At 65.0% G+C, this 24,704-nt stretch carries 18 protein-coding genes; 12 read left to right on the forward strand and 6 right to left on the reverse strand.

Features of this window, described 5'->3' with window-relative positions:
* Positions 1 to 23: 23 nt before the first annotated feature.
* Positions 24 to 1,310 carry an FCD domain-containing protein gene (locus tag BM066_RS07650; RefSeq protein WP_018062423.1) on the reverse strand — a complete coding sequence of 429 codons (1,287 nt, stop codon included), beginning with the start codon at positions 1,308 to 1,310 and terminating at the stop codon, positions 24 to 26.
* A 294-nt stretch (positions 1,311 to 1,604) separates the two neighbouring features.
* Here BM066_RS07650 and BM066_RS07655 point away from each other — a divergent pair, with 294 nt between their 5' ends.
* From BM066_RS07655 to BM066_RS07685, 7 genes are all read left to right on the forward strand, one after another.
* Positions 1,605 to 2,525: an alpha/beta hydrolase gene (locus BM066_RS07655; RefSeq protein WP_018062422.1), complete on the forward strand. Its 921-nt coding sequence runs from the start codon at positions 1,605 to 1,607 to the stop codon at positions 2,523 to 2,525.
* 98 nt (positions 2,526 to 2,623) lie between these two features.
* Positions 2,624 to 3,058 carry a riboflavin kinase gene (locus BM066_RS07660; RefSeq protein WP_255367514.1) on the forward strand — a complete coding sequence of 145 codons (435 nt, stop codon included), beginning with the start codon at positions 2,624 to 2,626 and terminating at the stop codon, positions 3,056 to 3,058.
* Positions 3,059 to 3,398: 340 nt separating this feature from the next.
* On the forward strand, positions 3,399 to 4,901 hold the full coding sequence (locus BM066_RS07665; protein WP_013078875.1) for an aldehyde dehydrogenase family protein: 1,503 nt from the start codon (positions 3,399 to 3,401) through the stop codon (positions 4,899 to 4,901).
* 8 nt (positions 4,902 to 4,909) lie between these two features.
* Positions 4,910 to 6,385, forward strand: coding sequence for a carotenoid oxygenase family protein (locus BM066_RS07670; protein WP_018061306.1), 1,476 nt, complete (start codon positions 4,910 to 4,912; stop codon positions 6,383 to 6,385).
* 1 nt (position 6,386) lies between these two features.
* On the forward strand, positions 6,387 to 7,244 hold the full coding sequence (locus BM066_RS07675) for a VOC family protein (protein WP_018061307.1): 858 nt from the start codon (positions 6,387 to 6,389) through the stop codon (positions 7,242 to 7,244).
* 34 nt (positions 7,245 to 7,278) lie between these two features.
* A complete protein-coding gene (locus BM066_RS07680; protein WP_018061308.1) occupies positions 7,279 to 8,127 on the forward strand; it encodes a fumarylacetoacetate hydrolase family protein in 849 nt (282 codons plus the stop codon).
* A gap of 3 nt (positions 8,128 to 8,130) precedes the next feature.
* The gene (locus tag BM066_RS07685) at positions 8,131 to 9,801 is read left to right on the forward strand and encodes a bifunctional 3-(3-hydroxy-phenyl)propionate/3-hydroxycinnamic acid hydroxylase (protein ID WP_018113112.1); all 1,671 of its coding nucleotides are present in this window, start codon (positions 8,131 to 8,133) and stop codon (positions 9,799 to 9,801) included.
* Here the strand turns inward: BM066_RS07685 and BM066_RS07690 are convergent.
* The gene (locus BM066_RS07690; protein ID WP_089925943.1) at positions 9,759 to 10,568 is read right to left on the reverse strand and encodes an IclR family transcriptional regulator; all 810 of its coding nucleotides are present in this window, start codon (positions 10,566 to 10,568) and stop codon (positions 9,759 to 9,761) included. The two genes, BM066_RS07685 and BM066_RS07690, sit on opposite strands and share 43 nt — an antisense overlap.
* Before the next feature lie 378 nt (positions 10,569 to 10,946).
* Here BM066_RS07690 and BM066_RS07695 point away from each other — a divergent pair, with 378 nt between their 5' ends.
* Together BM066_RS07695 and BM066_RS07700 are read left to right on the forward strand one after the other, a co-directional pair.
* Entirely contained in the window at positions 10,947 to 12,416 is a 1,470-nt protein-coding gene (locus BM066_RS07695) for a carotenoid oxygenase family protein (protein ID WP_013078881.1), read from the forward strand.
* Between the two features lies 1 nt (position 12,417).
* Positions 12,418 to 13,191 carry an SDR family oxidoreductase gene (locus tag BM066_RS07700; protein WP_013078882.1) on the forward strand — a complete coding sequence of 258 codons (774 nt, stop codon included), beginning with the start codon at positions 12,418 to 12,420 and terminating at the stop codon, positions 13,189 to 13,191.
* Between the two features lie 16 nt (positions 13,192 to 13,207).
* Here BM066_RS07700 and BM066_RS07705 read toward each other — a convergent pair whose 3' ends face one another.
* Positions 13,208 to 14,437 (reverse strand): FadR/GntR family transcriptional regulator, encoded by a 1,230-nt coding sequence (locus BM066_RS07705; RefSeq protein ID WP_049801041.1) that lies wholly within the window; start codon positions 14,435 to 14,437, stop codon positions 13,208 to 13,210.
* 666 nt (positions 14,438 to 15,103) lie between these two features.
* Between BM066_RS07705 and BM066_RS07710 the strand changes: the two genes are divergently transcribed.
* Positions 15,104 to 16,321 carry an MFS transporter gene (locus BM066_RS07710; protein WP_255367515.1) on the forward strand — a complete coding sequence of 406 codons (1,218 nt, stop codon included), beginning with the start codon at positions 15,104 to 15,106 and terminating at the stop codon, positions 16,319 to 16,321.
* 222 nt (positions 16,322 to 16,543) lie between these two features.
* On the opposite strand, the gene BM066_RS07715 is transcribed toward BM066_RS07710, so the two are convergent.
* Positions 16,544 to 16,966 carry a nuclear transport factor 2 family protein gene (locus BM066_RS07715; protein WP_089925949.1) on the reverse strand — a complete coding sequence of 141 codons (423 nt, stop codon included), beginning with the start codon at positions 16,964 to 16,966 and terminating at the stop codon, positions 16,544 to 16,546.
* 655 nt (positions 16,967 to 17,621) lie between these two features.
* Complete coding sequence (locus tag BM066_RS07720) at positions 17,622 to 19,862, reverse strand: TonB-dependent receptor (protein WP_049801028.1); 2,241 nt, start codon at positions 19,860 to 19,862, stop codon at positions 17,622 to 17,624.
* Between the two features lie 196 nt (positions 19,863 to 20,058).
* Here BM066_RS07720 and BM066_RS07725 point away from each other — a divergent pair, with 196 nt between their 5' ends.
* Both BM066_RS07725 and BM066_RS07730 read left to right on the forward strand, forming a co-directional pair.
* Positions 20,059 to 21,291 carry an MFS transporter gene (locus BM066_RS07725; RefSeq protein WP_026176450.1) on the forward strand — a complete coding sequence of 411 codons (1,233 nt, stop codon included), beginning with the start codon at positions 20,059 to 20,061 and terminating at the stop codon, positions 21,289 to 21,291.
* Between the two features lie 156 nt (positions 21,292 to 21,447).
* On the forward strand, positions 21,448 to 22,059 hold the full coding sequence (locus BM066_RS07730; protein WP_049801048.1) for a TetR/AcrR family transcriptional regulator: 612 nt from the start codon (positions 21,448 to 21,450) through the stop codon (positions 22,057 to 22,059).
* A gap of 40 nt (positions 22,060 to 22,099) precedes the next feature.
* Here the strand turns inward: BM066_RS07730 and BM066_RS07735 are convergent, their stop codons facing one another.
* Entirely contained in the window at positions 22,100 to 24,214 is a 2,115-nt protein-coding gene (locus tag BM066_RS07735) for an ATP-binding protein (protein ID WP_018061425.1), read from the reverse strand.
* Between the last annotated feature and the right edge of the window lie 490 nt (positions 24,215 to 24,704).

Genomic DNA, 24,704 nt, shown 5'->3' on the forward strand with positions numbered 1-24,704 from the left:
ATTGTGACAATCAATGTCTTTTTTTATCCGCTGGCGAGCGCCGGCATGGCGGCGCTGAGCTGCGCCAGCCCCTGAACACGCGCTTTCTGCGCCCGCGCCGCGTCCTGGGCGTTGTTATTGCGGAGCGCCTCCAGCAGCGGACGGCTGAGCGTCAGGAACCGACGGTTCATAACGTCCAGAACGGCCGGATCTCTCGGAATCCGAGCCGACGGATAACCGCGCAGGCTCTTGGTGAAGAGTTGCAGCAAAGGATTGGCGATGACCGAGGCGATCGCTTCTTCGGCGTCGAACACATGTGGCAGACTGGCGACGGCGTCCTGTCGTTCCAGGCTGTCTTCCAGCTTCGCGAGTGTTTGGCTGACCCGCTCGCAATCCTCCGCCGAGGCCCGGCTGGCGGCCATGGCGATGACCTCGACGCTCAGCCGCTCGAAGACCTGCATGACGGTGTGGGCCTGCACGCCGCCGCTGGCGAAAAAGCAGGATACGAGCCGTGCGAGGGTCCCTTCCCGCGGGGCCTGGCTCACGAGGCCATGGCCCCGTCCGCAAAAGGTTTCGGCCGCGCCAGCGCTTTCGAGAATTCGGACGGCCTGGCGAAAAGCATCTCGATCCGCGCCGTAGCGGAAGCAAAGGTCTTCTTCCGATCCGAGGCGACGCCCTCGCGCCCATTCCTCGGCCGTGCATTCGAGCAGCATGCGCTCGGCGATCTGCCCCGCTCGCGAATGTCGCAGGTGCTCGGGTGTCAGCAGCACCGACGAGCGCACCGAGCCGCCGTCCGAGACGGCCTGCCGCACCGCGCGAACGACGTCTTCGAAAAACGCGAACACCGTCGCGAAGCGGGAGGTCCCTTCAGGCCCGGGCAGGTGAAGCGCATCCAAGTCCAAGCGGACACGGTCGAGCGCCGCCTCTGTCTCGTCGAGCTGGACCGGCGTCACGCCGAAGAAGAGGCCAAAGCCAACGAGGAATGCCGCTGTATGGCGGGAATCGAGCGCGAGAACCTGTAATCCGCCCCGCGGCCCTCGGACCATGCGCGCCGTGCCACGGACCGCTAGGATCCGGACGGCCTCGCGGATCACCGCGCGTCCGGCGCCGAACCGCTCGGCCAGGGCCTGTTCAGAGCCACACACCGCTCCATACGGCCATCCGCTGACGATCAGGCTCTCTTCGATGCGCCTGGCGATCCGGCAGGCGCCTTTTTCCGCGCCGCCCCGTCGTTCGCCAATGACGTCGGTCAGGAGGCTGTCATCGCTTGCGGCAAGTATCGGCGTACTTGCGCGCGCGGCAGGCTCCGTCGGTCGCGAAACAGCAGGCATTTCTCTCCCCTTTTTTTATAAAAGTGCATAGATAATCCTACTGTGACAATATGTGCCGTTTTTAGGGCGGTGCGTCCGGTCGCCGCAGGCTGGAGGGCGGATAGCTTAGAAGTCGCGCCGCCCGCGAGGCCGGGCGTCTCGCCTGCGCGGGGGCAAGATGGTCCCCAAGGAAGGCCATGCCGGGCGGGATTTGAGCCTATTGTCCCACTCGTTTGTCCTGGAAGCCTCGCTTAGTGCCTTGCGAGCGGACCGATCCGCTTACCGGAAATCCAGCAGCGCGGATAAATTTGAGACATGCGCACAGACGCGTTCGGGCCCGAGGCGATTCCCGCCGAGGTCGCCGCTTTCAACACCCTCATGGCCAAGCGGATCGGAGATCTCCCCAGCATTTGGGACATCGGCGTCGCGCAAGCCCGTAGCGGCGCCTTCATGCCAGCGCCGCCGCCGTCGCCGAGAGCCTATGACGTGCCCGTGAACGACACGGTCTCATTGCACGTGGTGCCCTGCGCCGAGCCTAAGGGGGTGTTGCTGCACATCCATGGCGGCGGGTTCATCCTGGGCGCCGCGGCCCATCAGGACGCCATGCTGGAACGGATCGCCGATCAGACGGCTCTGACTTGCGTCAGCGTCGAATATCGCCTGGCGCCCGAAAACCCCTATCCGGCGGCATGGGATGACTGCGAGACCGCTGCGCTGTGGTTGGTTGAGCATGCCAAGTCCCGGTTCGGGGTCGAGACCCTGATGATCGCCGGAGAATCCGCAGGGGCGCTGCTGGCGGTGGCCACCTTGTTGCGGCTGCGACCGCGAGGCGCGCTGAAGCGCTTTGCTGGCGCGGCTCTGAGCTTTGGGGTCTATGACTCCTCCATGACGCCGAGCCAAGTCCTGGCGCGGACGGGCGTTCTAAAGGCCCAGGACATCGCCAAAATCGCCGACGCCTATGCGCCGCGGCAGGATCAACGCCGCGATCCTGAGCTCTCACCGTTGTATGCGGATCTGCAAGGCATGCCGCCGGCGCTGTTCACCGTTGGAACGCTGGACGCCATGCTCGACGATTCGATGTTCATGTACGGCCGCTGGCTCGCTGCGGGCAACAACGCCGAACTCGCCCTATATCCGGGCGCCGATCACGCCTTTATCGAAACGCCACATCCGTCGGCGTCCATGGCCAACGCCCGGATCGACGACTTCCTCCGACAATGCCTGCAAAGCCCATGAGCGCCCAAGCCAACGCGCAAGGGGCCCCTGTTGGCTGTTCGGATGCAAGGCCTTCCTGCGCCGTGTCACCAACGACGCCTCCACCCCCGAATATCCCGGTGTCCTTGGAAACCGGAGCGGATCAGCAGGGTGGGGCGGGGCGTCCGTTGAGGGTCATCGTAGGCGTCGTGGCAAGGGGGCTGCAGCTTGGGCGCCAACTAGGCTTTCCCACCGCCAACATTCCTCTGGCCGAAGAGCCCCCCGTCCGCACAGGCGTTTATGTCGTCCGTAGCCGCTTGGCCGACGGTCGAGCCTTCTTCGGGGTTGCGAGTGTGGGGTGCAACCCGACTATTCCCAAAACGGCGCCCGTTCTTGAGGTCTGGCTCTTCGACTTCGATGAAGACATCTACGATCAGATGCTGTCGACCGAACTCCTGGCCTATCTCCGTCCGGAGGAGCAGTTCGCCTCGGTGACCGCGCTGATCGATCAGGTCTTCGCCGATGCTGAAGAGGCGCGCCGCTATTGCAAAGATCATGACCTCAGGCTGACCTGACGTCCGCGGCTTCCTGAAAGGCCCATCGCAAGCGCGCAGCGTAAGTCGCACGTCGCGATGTGTAGCGGCTCGGGTGGCTAGGCGGCGTCGTCGCGCTGACCGCGCTATCGGCTCCCCGATTTTCCCCCTTAACGGATCAAGCCCCTCGCGGGCGGCCAGATCATCCGTCCTCCTCCGCGATTTGAAAACGCGGATCAATTTTCGGCCGTCCCAAAACCTCAGACCGCGAGAGACAGAAGAGCCCGCAAAGTTAGTTGACGACAGAATTCTCATATAATAGCAATTTTGTCGTCACCGCCTGTGGAGAGAACCAACGGCGGCTTCGGCTTGGGAGGCCAGAATGCTGGACGTCGCCGCCATCAGGACTGAGATTGAACCACCCAGCGGGAGGCTTCTGGCCGGGGCGGCCTGGGGTGGCGCGCTGTTCGACGGCGCATGGCGCGCCGGCGCGGGGGAAATCAGCGTCATCGAAAAGGCCACCGGCGCGACCCTGGGGAGCGTCGGTCTGGCCGATCCGGCCTTGACGCGCGAGGTGATCGATAAAGCCCAGGCTGCTCAGCGCGCCTGGGCCGGGGTTCCCGCCGAGGCGCGAGCGGCGCTGATCCGCAAGGCCGCCGGCCTTCTAGAGGCCAATGCCGACGAAATTCTTGAGTGGATCGTGCGCGAGAGCGGCGGCCTGCGCCCAAAGGCCGAGTTCGAACTGCACAGCGCCGTGGCTGAGCTTCATCACGCCGCCGCCCAGCTCATCCAGCCCCATGGCCACATCCTGGCTTCGCCCGATCCGAGCCGAACGAGCCTGGCCCAGCGCCTGCCACTCGGCGTCGTCGGGGTCATCACCCCTTGGAACTTCCCGCTGCTGCTGGCCATGCGCTCGGCGGCGCCGGCCCTAGCCCTGGGCAACGCCGTCGTTCTCAAGCCTGATCCGCAAACGCCGATTTGCGGCGGTGTGGTCCTGGCCCGGATCTTTGAGGAGGCGGGCCTTCCCGCCGGCGTCTTTGGCCTCGTCAACGGCGGCGCCGACGTCGGCGAAGCCCTGATCGAACACCCGGCCGTGAGGATGATCACCTTCACCGGCTCCACCGCCGTCGGGCGGCGCGTCGGCGAGCTGGCCGGCCGCCACCTCAAGAAGGTCGCCTTGGAACTGGGCGGCAACAACGCCTTCATCGTGCTCGATGACGCCGATCTCGCCGCCGCGGCTTCGGCCGGCGCCTGGGGGTCTTTCCTTCACCAGGGACAGATCTGCATGGCAACGGGGCGCCACATTGTCCATCGCAAGATCGCGCAAGCCTATACCGAGGCGCTCGCGCAGAAGGCCGCCCATCTGCCGGTCGGCGATCCGTTCCGCCAGCAGGTCGCGCTGGGGCCGATCATCAACGAGCGCCAGCTGGCCAACGTCCACGCCATCGTCAGCCAGTCGGTGGAGCAGGGCGCACAGCTGGCAGCCGGCGGGACCTACGAGGGCTTGTTCTATCGCCCGACCGTATTGGCCGGGGTGACCGCCGACATGCCCGCTTTCAGCCGGGAGATCTTCGGGCCGGTAGCGCCGGTGATCATCGCCGAGGACGACGACCACGCCGTCGCGCTGGCCAACCAGACCGAATATGGACTTTCGGGCGCCATCCAGACCGGCCGCCTCGATCGCGGCTTGAGCCTCGCCAGGCAGATCCACGCCGGCATGGTGCACGTCAACGACCAGACGGTCGGCGACATGCCGCAAATCCCGATGGGGGGCATGGGGAGCTCTGGCAACGGCAATCGCTTTGGCAGCATCACAGCCTGGGAAGAGTTCACCGAGTGGCAGTGGCTGACCTTCAGCTCGACCCCCGCCCGCTATCCGTTTTGAGGCTGGCCATGACCGCACGTTTCCCCAATACCCGCGAGTTCACGGGCGCGCTGTATAGGCCCTCCCGTTTCGAGGGCGAGGTCTTCGATCTGGAGGTTGATGGCCAGCTGCCGACCGATATCGATGGGACGTTCTTTTCGGTCGCGCCCGACGCGGCCTTTCCGCCGATGCGCGAGGACGACATCTTCTTCAACGGCGACGGGGCGGTCTCGGCCTTCCGTTTCGGCGGCGGGCATGTCGATTTCCAGCGCCGCTATGTCCGCACCCAGCGCCTGGAAGCACAGCGTGCGGCGCGTCGATCGCTCCACGGCGTCTATCGCAATCCTTCAACCAACGATCCCAGCGTCCTGGGTCTCAACAACAGCACCGCTAACACCAACGTCCTTGAGCACGCTGGCGTTCTGCTGGCGATGAAGGAGGATAGCCTTCCTTACGCGCTCGACCCTTTGACGCTGGAAACCAAGGGATTATGGAATTTCGGCGGCCAGCTGACCGACGCGCCGTTCACCGCCCATCCCAAGATCGACCCGCTGACGGGGGACATGATCGCCTTCGGCTATGAAGCCCGCGGCGACGGCTCGCGCGACATCGTCTACTACGAGTTCGACGAGCACGGGGCCAAGACCCGCGAGATCTGGGTGCAGGCGCCGGTGTCGGCCATGGTCCACGACTTCGCCGTCACCGAGCGGTTCGTCGTCTTCCCGATCATTCCGCTGAGCGTCGATGTCGAGCGCCTGCGCCAGGGCGGTCGCCATTTCCAGTGGCAGCCGGACCTGCCGCAGTATTTCGGCGTCATGCGCCGCGATGGCGATGGCGGCGACCTGCACTGGTTCACCGCCCCCAACGGCTTCCAAGGTCACACCCTCAACGCCTTCGACGACGGTGAGAAGGTCTATGCGGACATGACCTCGACCAACGGCAACGTCTTCTACTTCTTCCCGCCCGCGGATGGCTTCGTGCCGTCGCCCGAGACCCTGGTCTCGCAGCTCGTGCGCTGGACGTTCGACCTTTCGGTCAAGGGCGGTCGCTTGGATATGTCGCCGCTGACGCCGTTCCCGGCCGAATTCCCCCGCATCGACGATCGCGTTGCGCTGCGCCCCCACCGTCATGGCTGGATGATGGCCATGGATCCGACCAAGCCCTATGCGGAAGACCGCGTCGGGCCGCGTCCGTTCCAGTTCTTCAATCAGCTGGCCCACCTCGACATCGCCACGGGCAAGATCCAAACCTGGTTCGCCGACGAGGCCTCCTGCTTCCAGGAGCCGGTGTTCGTGCCACGCACCGGCTCGATCCGCGAAGGCGACGGCTATCTGCTGAGCCTGGTCAATCGCCTGGACGAGCGGACCACCGACATGGTCGTCCTCGACGCCTTGCGGCTGGGCGAGGGTCCCGTCGCCACCGTCAAGTTGCCTCTGCGCATGCGCATGGCGCTGCACGGCAACTGGAGCCGGGCGGTTTCACCGTCCTCCATCAAGGCTGTCTGACATGCCCGATTCCATGTTCGCCGCCATTCGCGCCAGCCTGCACCATCTGGCCCTGGCCTCGCCCGATCCAGCCGGTCTGGCCGACTTCTACGGCCGCGCGCTGGGCCTGCGGGTCGAGGCGGCCGCGCCCGGCCTTATCGGGCGGGCCAAGGGGCGGACGCTGATCTTCCAGCCCGGCGCGCCCAAGACGCTCGCCTTCGCCGCCTACGCCGTGGAGGACCTCTCCGACCTTGCGGCCCTGCGCGAGCGGGCCGCGACAGCGAAGGTGGCGCTAGAGGCCTCGCCATCCCCGCTCTTCGGGCCCGAAGCGGTCTGCCTGCGCGATCCCGACGGCAATTGTTTCGTTTTCGGCCTGCCGGCCCGCCACGAGGCCGCGGCGGTCCATGACGGGGCCGCCGCGCGGGAGGCCCGGCTCCAGCACGTGGTCTTCGCCAGCCGCGATGCTCATCGCCTGGCGGACTTCTACGAAGCCGTGCTGGGGTTTGCGCTGTCGGACGTGGTTGTCGACGAGGCCGGTGGCGTGCGGACCTCGTTCCTGCGCTGCAGCGCCGAGCACCATAGCCTGGCGGTGTTCCAGGCCGCCGAGAACCGTCTGGATCACCATTGCTACGAAGCCGGTGACTGGGGGCTGATCCGCGACTGGGGCGACCACATGGCCGGCCATCACATCCCGCTGGTCTGGGGCCCCGGCCGGCACGGCCCCGGCGACAACCTCTTCATGTTCGTCCACGACACCGACGGCAACTGGGTGGAGATTTCGGCCGAACTCGAAATCGTTGAGCCCGATCGCGCCGTCGGTTCCTGGCCGCACGAAGAACGCACCCTCAACAGCTGGGGCCAGGGCCTGCTGCGAAGCTGACCCGCCGCCTGCATCAACATTCTGGAGATTTGACATGAAGATCGCGAGCTTCAGGGCCGCGGGCGCGGCCTCGTGGGGTTTCGTCGACGGCGACCATGTGATCGACGTCGGCGCGGTGCTCGGCGAGCAATATCCCGACCTGGAGGCCCTGATCGCGGCCGAAGCGCTGGATGTGGCCAAGGCCGCCATCGCCGAGGCTCCGCGGGTGCTCCTGGCCGAGGTCGTCTTGGCGCCCGTGGTGTCGCGCCCGGGTAAGATCTTCTGCATCGGCCACAACTATGAAAGCCATCGTCAGGAGACCGGTCGCGCCAAGGTCAGCTATCCGTCGGTCTTCCTGCGGTTTGCCGACACCCTGACGGCGCACGGCGCGGCGCTGCTGCGCCCCAGGGAGTCGACCAGCCTCGACTACGAGGGCGAGCTGGCGGTCATCATCGGCAGGGGAGGTCGGCGCATCACCGAGGGCGAAGCCATGGCCCACGTGGCGGGCCTGGCCCCGTCCAACGACGCCTCCATCCGCGATTGGCAGTGGCACACCCAGCAGTTCACCCCGGGCAAGAATTTTCCGCAGACCTGCGCGCTAGGCCCCTGGATGGTGACGCCCGACGAGATTGAGGACCTGGGCGCGGTGACAGTCACCACCCGCCTCAACGGCCAGGTCATGCAGAGCCAGCCGGTGTCGGACATGCTCTTTCCGATCCCGCGCATCATTGCCTACATCTCGACCTTCACGACGCTGTCCCCTGGCGACGTGATCCTCACGGGCACGCCGGGTGGCGTGGGCGCCAAGCGCGAACCGCCGGTATGGATGAAGCCCGGCGACATTGTCGAGATCGACATCCCGGGTGTGGGTCTGCTGGTCAACACTGTCGCGGACGAGACCTGAGTGATGGCGGCCAAGACCAGATCGCGCACCGGCGTCGGCAAGGGCGGGCTCGACCATGTTCCGATCATCGTCGTCGGCGCCGGGCCCACCGGCCTGACCCTGGCCAATCTCCTGGGCGTCTATGGCGCAAAGACCCTGGTTGTCGAGCGAAACACCGGCACCGTCTCCGAGCCGCGCGCCGTCTCGATCGACGATGAGTCGCTGCGCACGATACAGGCGGCGGGGTTGATCGACATCGTCCTGCCGACCGTGGTCGCCGGCTATGGTTCGGAATATCGCACGCCGAGCGGACAGCCCTTTCTCAAGGTGCACCCGACCGGACAACCCTACGGCTATCCGCGCCGCAACGCCTTTCGACAGCCCACCCTCGAGGCGCAGCTGCGCAAGGGGCTGGAGCGTTTCGCTCATGTCGAACTGCGCTTCCGCACCACCCTCGTCGACTTCGAACAGGATGAAGACGGCGTCGTCGTCACGCTAGAGACGGCGGCCGGGGAGAAGGTCCAGGTCGCCTGCGACTACCTCGTTGGCGCCGACGGATCCTGGAGCGCGGTGCGCACCAAGCTTGGCTTGACGTTGGAGGGCGAGACCTTCGCCGAGAAGTGGCTGATCGTCGATCTGGAGCGCTCGCCCTGCGCCAGCCGCGAAACCCAGGTGTTCTGCGACGTACGCCGTCCCTGCATTGCCCTGCCCGGCCCACAACTCACCCGTCGCTACGAGTTCAAGCTCCTGCCAGGCGAGACCAGCGAGCAGGTTCTGGACGATGCGGTCGTCGCCAACCTCCTGAAGGACCATGGCGCCGACGCCGGCAGCGTGATCAAGCGCAAGACCGTCTACACCTTCCACGCGCGCCTGGCGCCGCGATGGTGGCAAGGCCGGGTGTTTCTGGCGGGCGACGCCTGCCACCTGACACCGCCGTTCGCCGGCCAGGGCATGAACAGCGGTCTGCGCGACGCGCATAACTTGGCTTGGAAGCTGGCTTGGGTCCTGGCTCTGCGCGCGCCGCCCAGCTTGCTGGAAACCTACGAGCAGGAACGGCGCGACCACGTCTGGGCGATGATCCAGCTGGCCCTGCGGATGGGCCGGATCATGGGGCCCAAGACGTACTGGCACGGCCTGGCGACCCAGACCGCGTTCCGGGCCCTCAGCCTGTGGCCCGCGGCGCGCGACTACTTCGCCGAGATGAAATATAAGCCCAAGCCCAGGTTCGACGCCGGCTTCATCCTCGCCGACGGCCAATCGGAGCGTAAGACCGTGGTCGGACGGCTCCTGCCCCAGCCCAAGGCCAGGGACGGAAAGGGTGGTGAGGACCTCCTGGACGCCTGGCTGGGCGACGGCTTCGCCCTGATCGGCGTGGAGGTGGAGCCACAGGTTCTGGCCAGGATCGCCGCTAGCCCAGCCATCGCTCGACTGGCGCCGAGGATCGTGCGTTTGGGCGGCGGGGTCGACGCGTCCGGCGCAAGCAACGTCACCGCCCTGGCCCTGTCGTCCGGGGACGCAACGGCCCTGGTGGGCCAGGCGGGGCGGGTGCTGCTCGTCCGTCCTGATCGCTATGTCGCCGGCGCCTTCCTGCCCGAGGAGACAGCCGCCTTCGCCGCGCGTCTGAATGAGCTGCTCGGAACCGTGCCAACGGTTCAGGCCGCGCCCGGGGCTTCTGCCTTGGTCAGGGTGTTCTGAGCGACGGGCGGCGTGGCGTGGGCGGCTAGCGCCTGGGTGACCGTGCGGCCTGCTTGCCGGACCGTTTCAACCCAGGTGCGCTCAGTGGCGGCGTCGATCTGCGCGCGCACCAACACCACGCCAATACTGCCCAGGATGTCGCCGTCTGGCGCGAATATCGGCGCCGACACGCCCAGCAACCCTTGATCCAGCTCACCGCAGGTGACGCAGACCTCGGCCTTGCGGATCTCGCGCATCTTGGCCTTAAAGGTTTCCCAGTCGGCGCCGAGCCCCGCGGCGGCGGCGGCCTCGATGTCATCCTCGAAATAGCGCTTGAGGGTTCGAGCGGTGATGTGCGCGGTGATCGATTTCGAGGCCGCGCCCCGGAACAGCGGCATCGGCCGGCCCCGCTCATAACTGACCTCCAGCGGCCGGCCAGGTGGGCGGCCCTGATCCACGCAGATCACCGTGCGGCGGTAGATCCGGCAGAGCAGGCTGACGCCCGTGGTCTCCAGAGGCTCGACCAGGGCGCTTAGCGTCGGTTGGGCGGCCAGGATCAACGGGTCAAGATGGCGCGTCTGTCGGTCGAGTTCGATGATCGCCGGCCCGATCACATAGCGGCCGGCCGTGAAGTTCACGATCAGGCCCGCATCTACCAGGCTCCGGAAATAGCGATAGGCGGTGCTGGTGGGCACTTCCAGCCGACGGGCGGCGTCCTCGACCGTCCATTCGGGCTCGGCCATCGTAAAGAGCTGCAAAACGGACAGGACGCGATCGGCGGTCGTCAAAGGGCGAGCTCCTCCTTTTCTGGTCCTCTAGCACACGCGGCTTTGCGGTCCGAACAGACGGCTGCAGAATTTAAGGGCGCGTGCGGCGCAGACCCAGGCGCGACCTGGAACCCCGCCGAAAGCCTGACGCCCAGCTGGGGGCGCACGCAGGGTGACATAGAGCGCCCCAGAACGGGCTGGAGGCAAGAAGAGCTCATCACCGCGGTGTCTCCCGGTCGCCGCCAAGGATGCTGAAAGTCCAGAAATCGTCGCAATGGCTGTCGCTCACCCGGAGACCGGCTGGCCTGGCTGGATTCTTGCGGCTGGTTACGGGTCCCCGCCAGGAGCAACCTTTCATGACGGCATCAAACGACGATTTCCAGGTAGGGCGTCACGACAATGGGCATTCGCTTTCCAAACAACGACTTCAAGAACTTCGAGGCGCCGATGCGCGCGGAGATCGACCTGGCTGGACTGGAGGTCGTTCAGGGGGAGGTGCCAAAAGAGCTTAGCGGCGGCTTCTTCCGCCTGATTGGCGATCGGAAGTGGCCCGCCTTCGTGGAGAACGACATCTTCATGCTCGGCGAAGATGGGATGGCGTCCTGCTTCTATTTCAAGGACGGCAGGGTCGACTTCAAGATGCGTTATGTCCGCACGCCGCGTTTTGTGGCGGAGGAGAAGGCCGGTCGGGCTCTTTTCGGAGAGTATCGCAACCCGTTCACCGACGATCCGTCTGTCGCTGGCCTTAGCCGCGGCACCGCCAACGTCACGATGCTGGCCCACGCGGGCAAGTTATTCGCGATGAAAGAAGACAGCCCGGTGATCGAGATGGACCCGTTCACGCTCGAGACGATCGGCGAATATGACTGGGGCGGCGCTGTAACCGCCAAGGCGATCACCGCCCATCCGAAGATCGACCCGCGGACCGGTGAACTGATCTTCTTCGGATATTGCGCGGCGGGTCCTGCAACGCGGGATGTCGCCTATTACGAGGCGGACGCCGAAGGGCGCATAATTCACGAGGCCTGGTTCAAGGCTCCCTATACTTGCATGGTGCATGACATCATGGTCACTGAACACTATGTGGTCTTCCCCATTACGCCTCTTCGCCACGAGCTAGAATGGATCGAGCGGCGCGAGCCGGCATTCAAGTGGGATCCGAACGAAGAGGTCTATCTCGGCGTGCTGCCGAGAAAGGGCAATGGTGACCAGATCAGGTGGTTCAAGGGACCGAACCAATGCCATGGGCATACTGTCGGCGCCTTCGACGACGGGCGCTACATCTATGCGGACAACACGTTTAGCAAGCGCTCCTTCTTCCATTTCTTCCCGAACGTCGATGGCTCCGCGTTCAGCCCGGCCGATACTATGCCGTACATGAAGCGCATCGTGATCGATATGGAAAGCGAAGGCGATCACTTCACCGAGCAGAAGTTGTTTGAATATCCCTGTGAGCTACCGCGCATTGATACGCGATTTGAGACGATGGACTACAATTTCGTGACGATGAATCTGCTCGACGTTCCAGGGCAAGAACGGGTCGGTCACGGCTTCCAGTGGGTCGCTACAATGGACGTCAACGGGAACAAGCCGTCGAAGATATATTATGCCGGCGACGACTGCTCGATCGGCGAGCCCCAATTTGTACCTAAAAGTAACGATGCGCCGGAAGGGGAAGGCTATATTCTGACGGTTGTAGGCAAGCATCAGGAGATGCGTAGCGAACTGCTCATCTTGGACGCCAGCGATATCAATGCGCCGCCGGTCGCGACGGTGGCTCTGCCTTTCCGCCTCCGCAGCACCGGACATGGCTATTGGTACAGTACGAGTCAGCTGCTTGGCGAAACCAACGTCCTGGGAGCGTCGTGAGATGGCTGACCTTGCAGGCAAGGTCGCGCTGGTCACCGGCGCCAGTCGTGGTATCGGCCGTGAGATCGCCAAGCGGTTGGCGGCCGATGGCGCGACCGTAGCGGTTCACTACGGCGCCAACCTGGCCGCGGCTGAAGAGACCGTCGCCACGATCGTAGAGGCGGGGGGGAGGGGGTTCGCCATCCAGGCGGACCTCCATACGCCAGAGACCTCGCTAGCCAAGATGTTTGAGGATTTTGATCGCGGCCTGAATCTGTGTTCAGGCCAATCAGGTCTCGACATCATCGTAAACAATGCCGGCCAGATCATGTTTGGCGCGGTCGATGTCCTGAGGCCGGAAGCGTTCGACAAGGCCTTCGCCGTCGACGTGAAGGCTCCCTTCTTTATAGTCCAGGGCGCCCTTCCTCGTCTTCGCGATGGTGGGCGCATCATCAATATTTCGTCGGGCACATCTCGTGTGGTCAATCCGGACGTTGTCTCATACGCGATGGCCAAAGGCGCGCTGGAAGTCTTTAGCAAGACAATCGCCCAGCAGCTTGGTCCGCGTGGCGTCACCGTCAACTCGGTCGCGCCGGGGCCCACCGCCACAGAAGAGTTCTTGCGCATGGCGCAAGGCAATCCTTCCTTCGTGGAACACGCAAAGTCCCAGTCGGCGCTGAGGCGACTCGGCGCCCCTGCGGATATCGCCAACATCGTGGCTTTCCTGGCGAGCGACGAGGGGGGCTGGATCACGGGCCAGCTGATCGACGCGACCGGAGGAACCCTGCTGGGTTGAAGGCCCGCCGCAGCTGTCAGATCAACGCGGCGAGGCGGTCGACCTTTGCTGCTTGTGCTGCGGCTGCGGCCACGGGGTTTCGATCGAGTATGGCCGCGATCACCTTGAGCGTTTCCTCGCGATAGAGGGCGCCCAGTAGTTCGTCGTCAGGATCGCGGAGCGCCGATGACCAGCTAGGATAGCTCTTGGTGCATCGTAAAAGGATGTCTATCAGAGGTTCGCTGACGATGCGGAACTGGCTTTCCTCCGCCAGCTGCATGACATCGGCGCTTACGGTTCCGTGGCGCTCGGACAGCAATCGCCGCGCTCTTTTCAGGCGGGTGCGATCCGAATTCGTCGCCACCCTTGCCGCGATAGAAACGACTTCGATGCTCAATCGCTTGAAGACCGCCATCGCATCGTCGGGCGTGACGCCAACGGCGGCGAAGTAGCAACTGATGAGTTGGCAAAGGGCCGTAGGATCGGGCGAGCGGGTCATCAATCCCTTCCCGCGGCCTGCCGTGGACACAGCGACGCCTTCAAACTCCAGCATTCGAACCGCTTGGCGCAACACGCTGCGGTCAGCGCCATAACGTTCACAAAGATCCATTTCGGATCCCAGCCGTCGATTATCGGCTTTGGCGTTTCCTAGATCTTTTATGAGTAGACGAAAAACTTGTTCCGCCCGCGAACGAGCGCCTGGCGTCGCCCTCATCGCAATACGGCCTTCGGCCCCTTCGCGGGCGTAGTGTTCCACAGCGGCGGTCAGGCCGGCCAGGAAGTCCTCCATGCCGGCGCCTATCGGCCTCCCCGAACTGGGGTGGGCCGTTTGCAAGTGCGCTGCATTCAGGACCTGTCGGCAGATGCTGCCCTGCAGGTCCAGGCCGCGATGCGACGTGACATAGCGATGAATGGCTTCCAGTACGGCTGCCATTTCAGGCGCCAGCACCAGCAGGCCGCCATTGGGGCCGCGCCGCATTCTGGCTGTTCCGCGGCTTTCGAGGATGCGGACGGCTTCGCGCAGAACCATGCGGCTAACGCCAAAGCGATCGGCCAACTCGGCTTCAGAGCCATAGATTGTCCCGATCGGCCAGCCTCTCGCGATCAGATCCCCTTCGATCCGCCTGGCGATAGCGCAGGCGGCCTTCTTTGCCGAAGCCGTCGCACCCACGATGGCCTCGAAAAAAGCATTCGGTCTCACCAGCGTGACCGCAGAACGATGCTGAGATGAAAAATTTGGCGCATCGACCCGATAAGCAGTGACCAAAGCCTTTTTCCTTCAGCAGGAGCGCGTCGACGTGGTTTGGTGTAAGCGCTCCGGGGAGCTTGGGTGTCGGCGCTTTTAAGGTCAATCAAGCAGGGCGCGAGTGCGGCGTTTGGCCGTTGACGCCCCTGTTCTCTGCGCCCCGCGGATTTTCCGTCACTGAACGCGAAGCGGGCGCCGAACAAGGGGTGGGAATTGGAGAGCTCGCGGCGGCTGCCTCCCCCCAAAAAAGCAGACGCCTGACATCTGAGTTGCGCGGTTTGAAGACGCCAACGGCGATAGAGGGCGGTCTGCACGCGGGCCATGCGACAGCCAATCGGGCGGCCGAGGAATAGCCACTACTGGTTTGGGTAAATTGTCAGCCTAAAAAGGCGGGGATGAAGCGTGCGACTCCGTCATGATGTCGCCCCCTCGTTCGATCGGTCGCTGCCGCACATATCCACATGGTGGCGCTCGCCGAGTGGGATCTCCCACGCAGGGTATCTCACGGCCGTCGGCATTGCCCGCGGTCGGGGTGCGCCGGTCGCGAACACGGCGAGGCTGGGTGAGCGTGCGCGCGCGAACGGAAAAAGGGGAAACATGGAAGGGCAGCGCATGACAGGTACATCGGGTCCAATACCTGCCGATGAAGGCCCCGGGATCATCGCCGCAGAGCCGGTTAGATCCGAGGTGACCCGCAAAGCCGTCGCCGTTGCGGTCGCCTGTGCGATCTGCATGGGTTTTGGTTTTGCGCCGATCTTCTTTGGCACATTTCCGCAGTTCCTGGAGCCGGTGTCTCGGCAGTTCCAGTGGAGTGCTGCGATCTTCCCACAGGCGATGTTAATTTCCGGCGTAACGGGTGCGCTCAGCGGACCACTCGTCGGGCGGCTGATCGACAAGCTCGGGGTGCGCAAGGTGTTGCTGCCTGGTTTGGTGGCTTGGGCTGCAACGCTTGTCGCCATGTCCTTTCTGAACGGCAGCCTGGTCATGCTCTATGTCGTTTCAGCGCTGATGGGGCCGCTGGCTGCGACCTGCGGCCCCGTGGGGCTGGCAAAAGTCGTCTCGAGCTGGTTTGACCGAAGCCGTGGCGTTGCACTGAGCGCCATCCTCGGCGGCTCGGTGGCGATCTTCACCGCCTTGATGCTTGTCGTTGCGCGCGCCCTGATCATCGAGATCGGTTGGCGCGAAACCTATCTGGTCCTTGCGGGATCGATTGTCCTCATCGCTCTGCCGGTATCCTATTTCTTCTTGCGGGAGGCACCGCACTCGGTCTCCCCCTCCATGGCGATGATGCCAGGCTCGGCGGTTGAAGGCGTCAAGCCGACGGCTGCATTCACCAGCCGGGCGTTCTGGACCGTAATGCTTTCCTCGACGCTCGTCTGCGCCTCGTGCAGCGGCGTGGTGAGCCACTTCGTTCCTTGGAGCGCGGAACGGGCAGTATCCCCCGGAATCGCGACTTTCGCGCTGACATTGTACTCGCTCGTCGGGCCCTTCGCCGCACTGATCGCCGGCGCGGCCGCAGATCGCCTGAGGCGACCAGGCATGCTCGCGATCGTTTTCATGGTTCCGCTGATCGGCTTTCTGGCGATGCTGACGTCGCAGGACTGGGCTGTGATCATCGGCCTCACGATGATGGGCGCGGGGTTCGCCGCGGTCGCTGGCCTGCTGCCATTCTTCACAAGCCGATATTTCGGTCTGGCGAACGCCTCGACGATTTTCGGAGTGGCCATCGGATTAACAACGCTGTCGCTCGGCATCGGACCTGTGCTGCTTGGTGTCCTACGCGACAAATGGGGCGCCTACGCGCCCGGCTCGCCGATCGTCGTCGGAGCTCTGATCCTGGGCGCCGTGCTCGCCGCGAGCTTGCCGCCTTATCCGCGCTCTAACGGTGGAGAAACGTCCCCGTGATCCACGACCGCGACAAAAGTGAATGAGTACTGGCCGATGTGGTGCTCAGCAGGTGGCGTTCAAAGGCCTGCTGGGCAAAACTGGCGAGGCCAACTGTGCGTCGTGGTGCTGATGCGCTCCTGGATGCATGAGCTCGCCGACAAGGGTCGGCGAGCTGAAACAAGATGGCGTTGGACCGCCTAGAGGGGCCCGCCGAGGCACGGTGCGCGCGGGCGGCGACCATCAGCCATGGAGCTTGCCCGCAAGATCGGGGTCCCAATCCGCGTAGTCCCAGTGCTCGGCCGCTTTGCCGTCCTCCATGCGCCACAGGTCGAACCAAAACGACACGAACGACTCGCCGCTGCCATCGCCTTTGTCGCGATACACCGGCTGCATCATCATCACATAGTCTCCCTCGGCGATCAGCAGCCGCTCCCCCGCGAACTTGAGCACGCCGAACATTGCCCGCGCCTTCTCCGTATGCGGGAAGCGCATCACCGAGTCCGGGCCATCGGCGAAGTTCGGATTATGCTGGATATAATTCTCTGTCATCAGCGCGCGGGTCTCGGGAGTGTCGCTCGTCGCCGGATCGAACAATCGGCTCATCAGTCGCGTCACGACATCCTTGTTCGCCTGCAGCCGCGCGGCATTGTCGTTCGTGGTCATTGGAGTCCTCCTAGCGCTCTTTTTCTGGCCGACACCGACCCTATTGCTGGGTGTCGTTCACCGTCCCCGGGCGCCGCGGGCGATTTGGGGTGCAGCCTTCCACGCACGCTTCAGCGGCCGTGCTCTGCAGCCGCAGGTGGCGAGTTTGGATGGCGAACGGTCGGCGCCGCCCGGGCGGTGCGCCTTTGCAAATGCCGGTATGACCTTCAGCTTTTCTCGGCCAAGCCGTTCGTCGTTCAGAGTTCGTCGCCGGACGGGCGGGATGCGCAAGACCGAAGACCAGTCCTCGGTGTCCTGCGCCCGGAGCCGGTAAGCTAAGCCCAGGCTAGATCCGCCGAACGCCGAAACAAGTGTCAGGAATGTGAACTCTTCCGCCTGGCCGCGGCCTCGGCGGCCTCGATGTCATTCTCGAAATAGCGCTTGGGGAGGCGGGCGGTGATGTGCGCGTGATCGACTTGGAGGCCGCGCCCTGAAACAGCGGCGGCGGGCGGCTCCCGCTCACGGCGCACTGCCAACGGGCCCCGGTCCGCCCAGATCACCGTGCGCGATAGGTGCGGCAGAGCAGGCTGAGGCCCGTCGTGCGCAGGCGGCCTTGCTGTCTTGAACAGGCCGGTGAAAAAAGGAGGGGCGCGCATTTGGCGCGCCCCCAAGTGGCCTAGAACCGGGCCGAGAGCCTGGCGCCCCAGGTGCGGGGCGGACGCAGGGTGACATAGGGCGCGCCCAGAACCGGCTGGACAAAGGATGAGCTCATCACCGCCTTGTTCTCCAGGTTCTGGCCATAGACGCTTAAGGTCCAACGATCGTCGCCCGGCGTGTAGCTGACCAGCAGATCGGTCTTGTTGTAGGCCTTCTGCTTTTGGCCCAGCACCTGCTCGTCGCCGACCCAGTAGCTCGACTCAAAGCGCTCGGTGATCTCTGCCTCCACGCGTCCCGAGCCGAGGTCAAAGCCGCGGCTGTAGGTGACGCCGCCCGACCAGGTCGGCGCCAGCGCCAGGCGGTGACCCGAACAGTCGACCAAGACGACCGAGGCCGCGGTCGTGGCGCTGACCTTGCAGCTGGTGGTCGGCGCGCCGGTGGTGGTCGACTGGTTGTAGACGAAGCTGCCGTAGCGGCTGTGCTCATACTGCAGGTTGGCGCTGATCTGATCGTTCGCCGTCGGCTTCCAGATCATGTCGACCTCGAGCCCGTAGAGCGTGGCCTTACCGGCGTTCTCGGTGATCAGGTCAAAGCCGCTCGGCGTGACCGGACCAAGGTGGGTGACCTGCTTGTCCTTGTAGCGCCAGTAGAAGGCCTCGGTGTTGATCTGCAGCCGGTTGTCCAGGAACCGGTTCTTGGAGCCGATCGCCGTGGCCGTCAGGTTCTCGGGCTGGAAGGTGTTAGGGGCCAGGGAGGAGTAGAACCCCCCGGCCTTGAAGCCCGTGCCGAGGTTCGCATAGAGCAGGTTGGACGGGGTCAGATCGTACTCGGCGGCGATCTTCCAGGTGGTTTTCTTGAAGGTGGCGTCGCCGGCGATCGGCGAAGTGCAGGTTCCCGCCGAGGCGCTGAAGGTCGCTGGGCTGGGACAGACGGCCGGATAGGCCGCCGCCGGAACGGCCGGCAGCGGCGACAGGCGCGTGCCCTGCAGGGTCTTTTCGTCACGCGAAGCGCGCACGCCGGCCGTCAGGCGAAGCTGGTCGGTGGCCCGCCAGGTCGCCTGGCCGAACAGGGCGTAGGAACGGGTGTCAAGCTTGGGGGCTATGACGCGAGAATAGGTCACCCTCTGATCGGTGAAGATGTTGGTGGTCTGGTCTTCGGCGAAGGCGAAGGCGCCCACGATCCAGCTCAGCGCGGCGTCAGTCGGAGAGGCCAGGCGCGCCTCGAGCGACCGCGAGCGGGAGGTCTCGGAGTCCTCCAGCAGGAAGCCCGGCGCGTACTGGCGCGTGTCCAAGTCCATCTTCCGATAGGCCGGGATCACCGTCAGAGCCCCAAGCCCGGTCTTCCAGTTCAGCGTCGCGCCGGCCCCAGTGGTCTTCAAGTCCAGATAGCCGTCGTTCAGCACCGGCTTGAGGCCCGCCGCGACGAAGATCGCCTGGCCGGCCGCGGTGCTGGCGCCGGTATAGGGCGAGCCCGGATCGACGAAGGGACTCTGAACCGCGCCGCCGCCGTGCGCGTCAACCTCGGCGTGATCGATCGACAGGGTCAAGTCGACAGCGTCATTGGGCGCCATTCGCAGCTGCAGCCGCGCGGCGCTCTCGTCGGCATCGTCATAACCGTCGCTCAGATAGCCGTCGTGGCGGTTGACCTGGCCGGAAAACCGGATGGCGACGGCGTCGGAAAGGGCCAGGTTGAGCGCGCCCTGGACGCGGCGCTGGTTGTAGTTGCCCGCTTCCAGCGTCAGGTCGCCGCCGGTGGTGAAGCTGGGCTTGCGGGTGATGATGTTGATCGCGCCGGCTGTGGCGTTGCGGCCGTAGAGCGTGCCTTGCGGCCCCTTCAGGACCTCGATGCGGTCCAGGTCGAACAGCACGCCGTTCACCTCGGCCGGGCGGGGCACATAGACGCCGTCGAGATTGGAAGCCACGGCCTGCTCGGAATAGGCGTTGCCCGACAGCGTGCCGATGCCGCGGATGGCCAACTGGGTGTAGCCGCCGCCGCCTGTGGCGATCTTCAGGGCCGGCACGGCCTTGCTGATGTCCTGAGGCTGGGTGACGCCCTGACGCTCGAGCTGGGCGGCGGTCAGAGCCGAGATCGCCGCGGCGGTCTTCTGGACGCTGCTGTCGCGGCGCTCGGCCGTGACGATGATTTCCGCGATCGCGGTGTCGGCGGCCGGCGCCGCTGGCGTCGCCGCCTCCTGTCGCGCCGCAGCACCCGTCGCCCAGGCGCTGGCGACTATCAAGGTCAGCAAGGATACTTGCCGCATTGTCTCTCTCCCCGTTGCTCTTTCGGCCGTTTCGGCGCGTGCGCGGGACGCATTGGCTCGTCGCCATGCGCCCGCCGACGCCCCAGTCGACGTTGTTCGGCGTCAATGTCTGCAATTGACGTTATTCTCATATATCGATAATTTTGTAGCTTAAGCAAGCGGCGAAAAATCGCGCCGCTTGTAGGGAGGTGAAATCGTGACGTTCCCCATCGGCAGATCTTCGCGCGCCGCGCCATTGGCGCTTCAGGGCCTCATCCTGGTGTCGGTCGCCTGGCTGGCGGTCATGGCCACCTCCCTGATCGCGCCAGTGCTGCCGCTGATGGCTCGCCATTTCGCCGACGCGCCCAACGCCAAGGAACTCGTCCAGTTGACCATCGCCCTGCCGGCCCTGATGGTGGCGCTGTTCGCCGTGCCGATCGGTCTGTTGATCGATCGCGTGGACCGTATCGGCGTGCTGATTGGCGGGCTGCTGCTCTATGCGGCCGCGGGGTTGGCGCCCACGCTTCTCGACACGCTGCCGGCGATCCTGGCCTCGCGCTGCGTTGTGGGTGTGGCCGAGGCGGTGGTGATGACCGCCGGGACCGCGCTGCTGGCCGATCTCTTCGACGGGCCCAGCCGCGAGCAGTGGTTCGCCCTGCAGACAGGGTCGGCGACCCTGGTCTCCATCGTCGTCCTGGCGCTGGGCGGGGCTCTGGGCGAAGTCAGCTGGCGCACGCCCTTCTTCGTCTATGCCTTGCCATCGATCTTCGCCGTGCTGGTCTGGCGCCTGGTCAGCCGTCCGGTTGACGTCGCGGGGGTCCCGGCGAGTCAGGAACCCGTCGTGGACGGTGGATGGAGCGCCTTGACCGCACCGGCTCTGACGACACTTCTGGCTTCGGTGGCCTTCTATGTCGTGGTTATCCAGCTGCCGTTCCTGCTGACGACCCGCGGCTATGCCGCGCCAAGCCAGATCGGCCTGGGGGCGGCCCTGGCGGCGGCCGCGGTTCCACTGGGCTCAGTGCTGTTCCGGATCCTGGCCAGGCGCAGCGTCGCGGCTCGCATGGCCATCAGCTTCGCCCTGTCCGCCGCTGGCTTTCTCCTGATGGCGCACCAGACCGGCTATGCCGGAACCCTGGCGGGCGCCTTCATCAACGGCGTCGGCTCGGGCCTGGCCCTGCCGACCCTGTTGACCTGGGCGACCGGCGGCGACAACGCCCACCACCGGGGACGCAGCACCGGGGCGTGGAACACCGCCTTCTTCCTGGGACAGTTCCTGAGCCCGATCGTCTTTGCAATGCTAAGCTTGGCGCACGGCGCGGAAACGGCCTTACGGCTGCTGGCCGGCGTCTGCGCCGTAGCTTTCGTCGCCAGCCTGGCGGCCCTTTATCGCCAGGGCCGGTTCATGGCGCGGCGCGTGCTGGCCGCCAAGGGCGTGTCGCGCTGTACTTGACCGGCTAGGGTTTCTCCAAGGGCGGACGGCTGAGGACACGCATCTCCGCGGTGGAGCTGAAGGGCGCCCAGACGCTGCAATTTCTCCGGTCATGCCGGGCGGCGCTTCGGCGTTAAGAGCGTGCGGGGCGTTGGCAAAGTGTCGGGGAGGCCAATGATGCAAGTCAAAAATCAAGAGCGACGGCTCGCTATCCTGGAGGCCGCCAAGAGCGTGTTTCTGGAGCGCGGCTACGCCGGCGCCAGCATGGCCCAAGTGTCCGCGCGATTGGGCGGATCAAAACAAACCCTCTATAGCTACTTTGCCTCCAAGGAGGATCTATTTATCGCCGTGATGCTGGAAAGAGGCGCCGCTCAGGTCCAGCCGCTCTTCGAAGCTTTCCGCAACCAGGAGAGCCTGAACCTGGCGGTGCAGGACTTCGCTCTGGCCTTTGTGCGGTTCATCACCGCCGAAGAGATTCTGGCATTCCGCCGCATCGTCTATGCCGAAGGCGCTAAGTCGGAGCTCGGCAAACTCTTTTACGAGAACGGACCCAAACGCGGCTGGTCGCGGATGGCCGAGGATTTCGCTGCGGCGATGGACCAAGGCCTCATGCGCCGCGCCGACCCGTGGGTGGCGGTGAACCAGTTTCACGCCCTATGCGAAGCCGGGCCCGTTCAACGTCTGCTGGAGGGATCCTTGCTCAGGGGCGATGAACAAGACCTCGTCGGCGCGGCCAAGGCGGCGGCCGATACCTTCATCCGAGCCTATGGGCTTCAGGTCGAGGGGTAACTGCAGTACCGCAGCGCAAGGCGGTCGATATCGAACACCCTCATGCCGCCTCGTCGGCTGCCGCCGTGAGACGACGGATGGTTTCGAGCAGGTCGACGGCCACGATCGGCTTCATCAGGAAGGCGTCGGCGCCGGCCGATAGCCCGGCCACCTGGTGTTCCGGCAGGGCGTTGGCTGTGAGCATCACGATCGGCGTCGCCGGCGCGCCAGCGTCGCGTTCGGTCCGGCGAATGGAGGCTATGGCTTCGAGGCCGCCCATGACCGGCATCTGCATGTCCATCAGAATGAGATCGTACCCGCCGGGCTGGAAGCGAGCGACCGCGTCCTGACCATCGACAGCCATGGTCAGATCGACATCCATGCCCTCCAGCATCAGGGCCACGACCCGGCGATTGATGTCGTGGTCCTCGGCCAGCATGACTTTCAAGGTGCGCCCAGCATCTAGGGCGGGACTGGCCAGAGCCGGCGAGGACGCGGCCGAGTTCGTCATGTTCGCTACGGGCAACGTCAGGCGGACCGTGAAGCACGAGCCTTCGCCCGGCGTGGACGCAACCTCGATCTCGCCGTTCATCAGACGCGTTAGGGCCCGTGAGATCGACAGACCAAGGCCCGTGCCGCCAAACCGCCGCGTGATCGAGCCATCGGCCTGGGCGAAGCGCGCGAACAGACGTTGACCCGTCTCGGCGTCGAAGCCGATGCCGGTGTCGACGACCGCCAGGGCCAAAGCTTGCACGCCGTCGACCTCCGGCGTGGCGTCAATTCTGACTTCGACGCGGCCGCGCTCCGTGAACTTGATGGCGTTGGAGACGAGATTGCCCAGCACTTGCCTCAAGCGCGCGGCGTCGCCGATGTGACGCTCGGCGACCTCTGGTGCGATTTCCAGCTCGAAGCTCAGCCCCTTCTCCTCCGCCTTGGCGCGGAACAGTTCGACAATGGCGCGACACGTCGTGCGCAGATCGAAGGGCTCTGGGTGGATCGCCAGCTCGCCCGCCTCGACCCGCGCCATGTCCAGTACATCGTTGAGCAGGACTTGCAGAGAGTCGGCGCTGGTCTCGACCAGATGGACCATGTCGCGCTGCTTCGGCGCTAGGTCGGTTCGGGCCAGAGCCCCGACGACGCCGATGATTCCATTCATGGGCGTGCGGATCTCGTGGCTCATATTGGCCAGAAACTCCGACTTCGAACGGCTAGCCGCCTCGGCCTTGTTCTTGGCGTTACGCACAGCGGCGAAGGCGCGCTCCAGCCGCTGAGCGCTTCGGTTGCGCGCCCCCAGCGCGGCGGTGGCCGGCACGGCCGTAGCGAAGATCGAGGCGATCAAGAGCTGGACCATGAACTCCTGCCGGTAGGGGTCCGTAGGCGCTATGAAGGCGATCGGTCCATGACCATTGGCTGTCAGGGACATGGCGACGAGGCTGGTCGCCAGCACCGACACATAGACCCAGCCTGGTCCGGCCCTGAACGCGATCAGCACTAGAAGCGGCATCACAAGCGTCAGCGCGATGAACTGGTCCAAGGCGAACGACGCGACAGCGACGACGACGGTGAGGGCCAGCAGAAGAGAACGCTCAAGACGACCGCCTGGGGCGCGGAAGAGTCTTTCCTGCTTGAAGGGCAAAAGCGCCGCCGGCGTGGCGACGAGCAGGCCCAGACCGTCCTCGAGCATCCATTGCAGCCAGGCGTCCCAGAAGTCGTTGAATGACCCGTCTATCAGCGCGAGCAGGACTTGGCCGATCAAGGCCTCGGCCGCAGCGGCGCTCAGGGCGATAAGCGCGAAAATGAACAGGCGCCTGGGCCGCGACAGATCGAGCGCAGCGCCGCAAAAGGTGCGGGTCGCCACCGCACTGGCAAAGGCCAGGGCTTGGTTGAGGCTACTGAACAGGATTGCATGCGTCAGGTCGATCCGGCCGATCCAATTGTGGACCAGGTCGACGCTGAAGCAGGCCAGGCAGAAGGCTAGGCCCAATCGAGGCGGCAGCATCAGGATTCCAGCGAGCAGAACGCCATTCGAGGGAAAGAACGCCACCGCGTCGCTGATGTCTCGGCAGAACAGCCAGATGCAGAGCTCGACGGCTACATATGCGACGAACAGCGCTGCGGCGGCAGGCAGGCCCTGCCGGTGAGCGGAATGGCGATAGAGCTGAAGGCGCGAAGCCATGCTTAGGCCGCGCTGGCCCTGGAGATGTCGAAAGACCTGACGCACCGCGGCGCTAGAGGAGGGGCTTTGTTTTGCGAGCGGTCTTGCGACGAGTTCATTTGCATTTTCCCCCAACGTAACCGTCGGAGCAGAAGAGCCAGTCTGGCTCAACGGACGGTAAAATTCGAAAGTGCAGATTGTCGCACCCCAAAGGAGAGCAACCACACGTGGTTAGGGCAGGCTGGCCGAGGAATGTTGAGCCCCATTGCCGGGTCGCCGGATGTTTCGGCAGCTTTTCACTGGCGTATGCGCCGAGGCTGAGGCGCCGCGCACCTCTTTGGGCGGCGGCGCGGAGGGGAGCGGGAAGATGGGCGGTGAACTAAGCTCGCTCGAAAATGACCTGCTCGTCGGACAAAAGCTCGGCGGGATCGTCGGCCGCGCGCCTGGACCACTCGGCTTTCGTGTGCGGAAGCGGGCCCACGCGATCGCGGGCGCTGAAGCCTGGGATCAG

Origin of the sequence: Caulobacter sp. UNC279MFTsu5.1, assembly GCF_900114015.1 — a bacterium.
Taxonomy (GTDB): Bacteria; Pseudomonadota; Alphaproteobacteria; order Caulobacterales; family Caulobacteraceae; genus Caulobacter.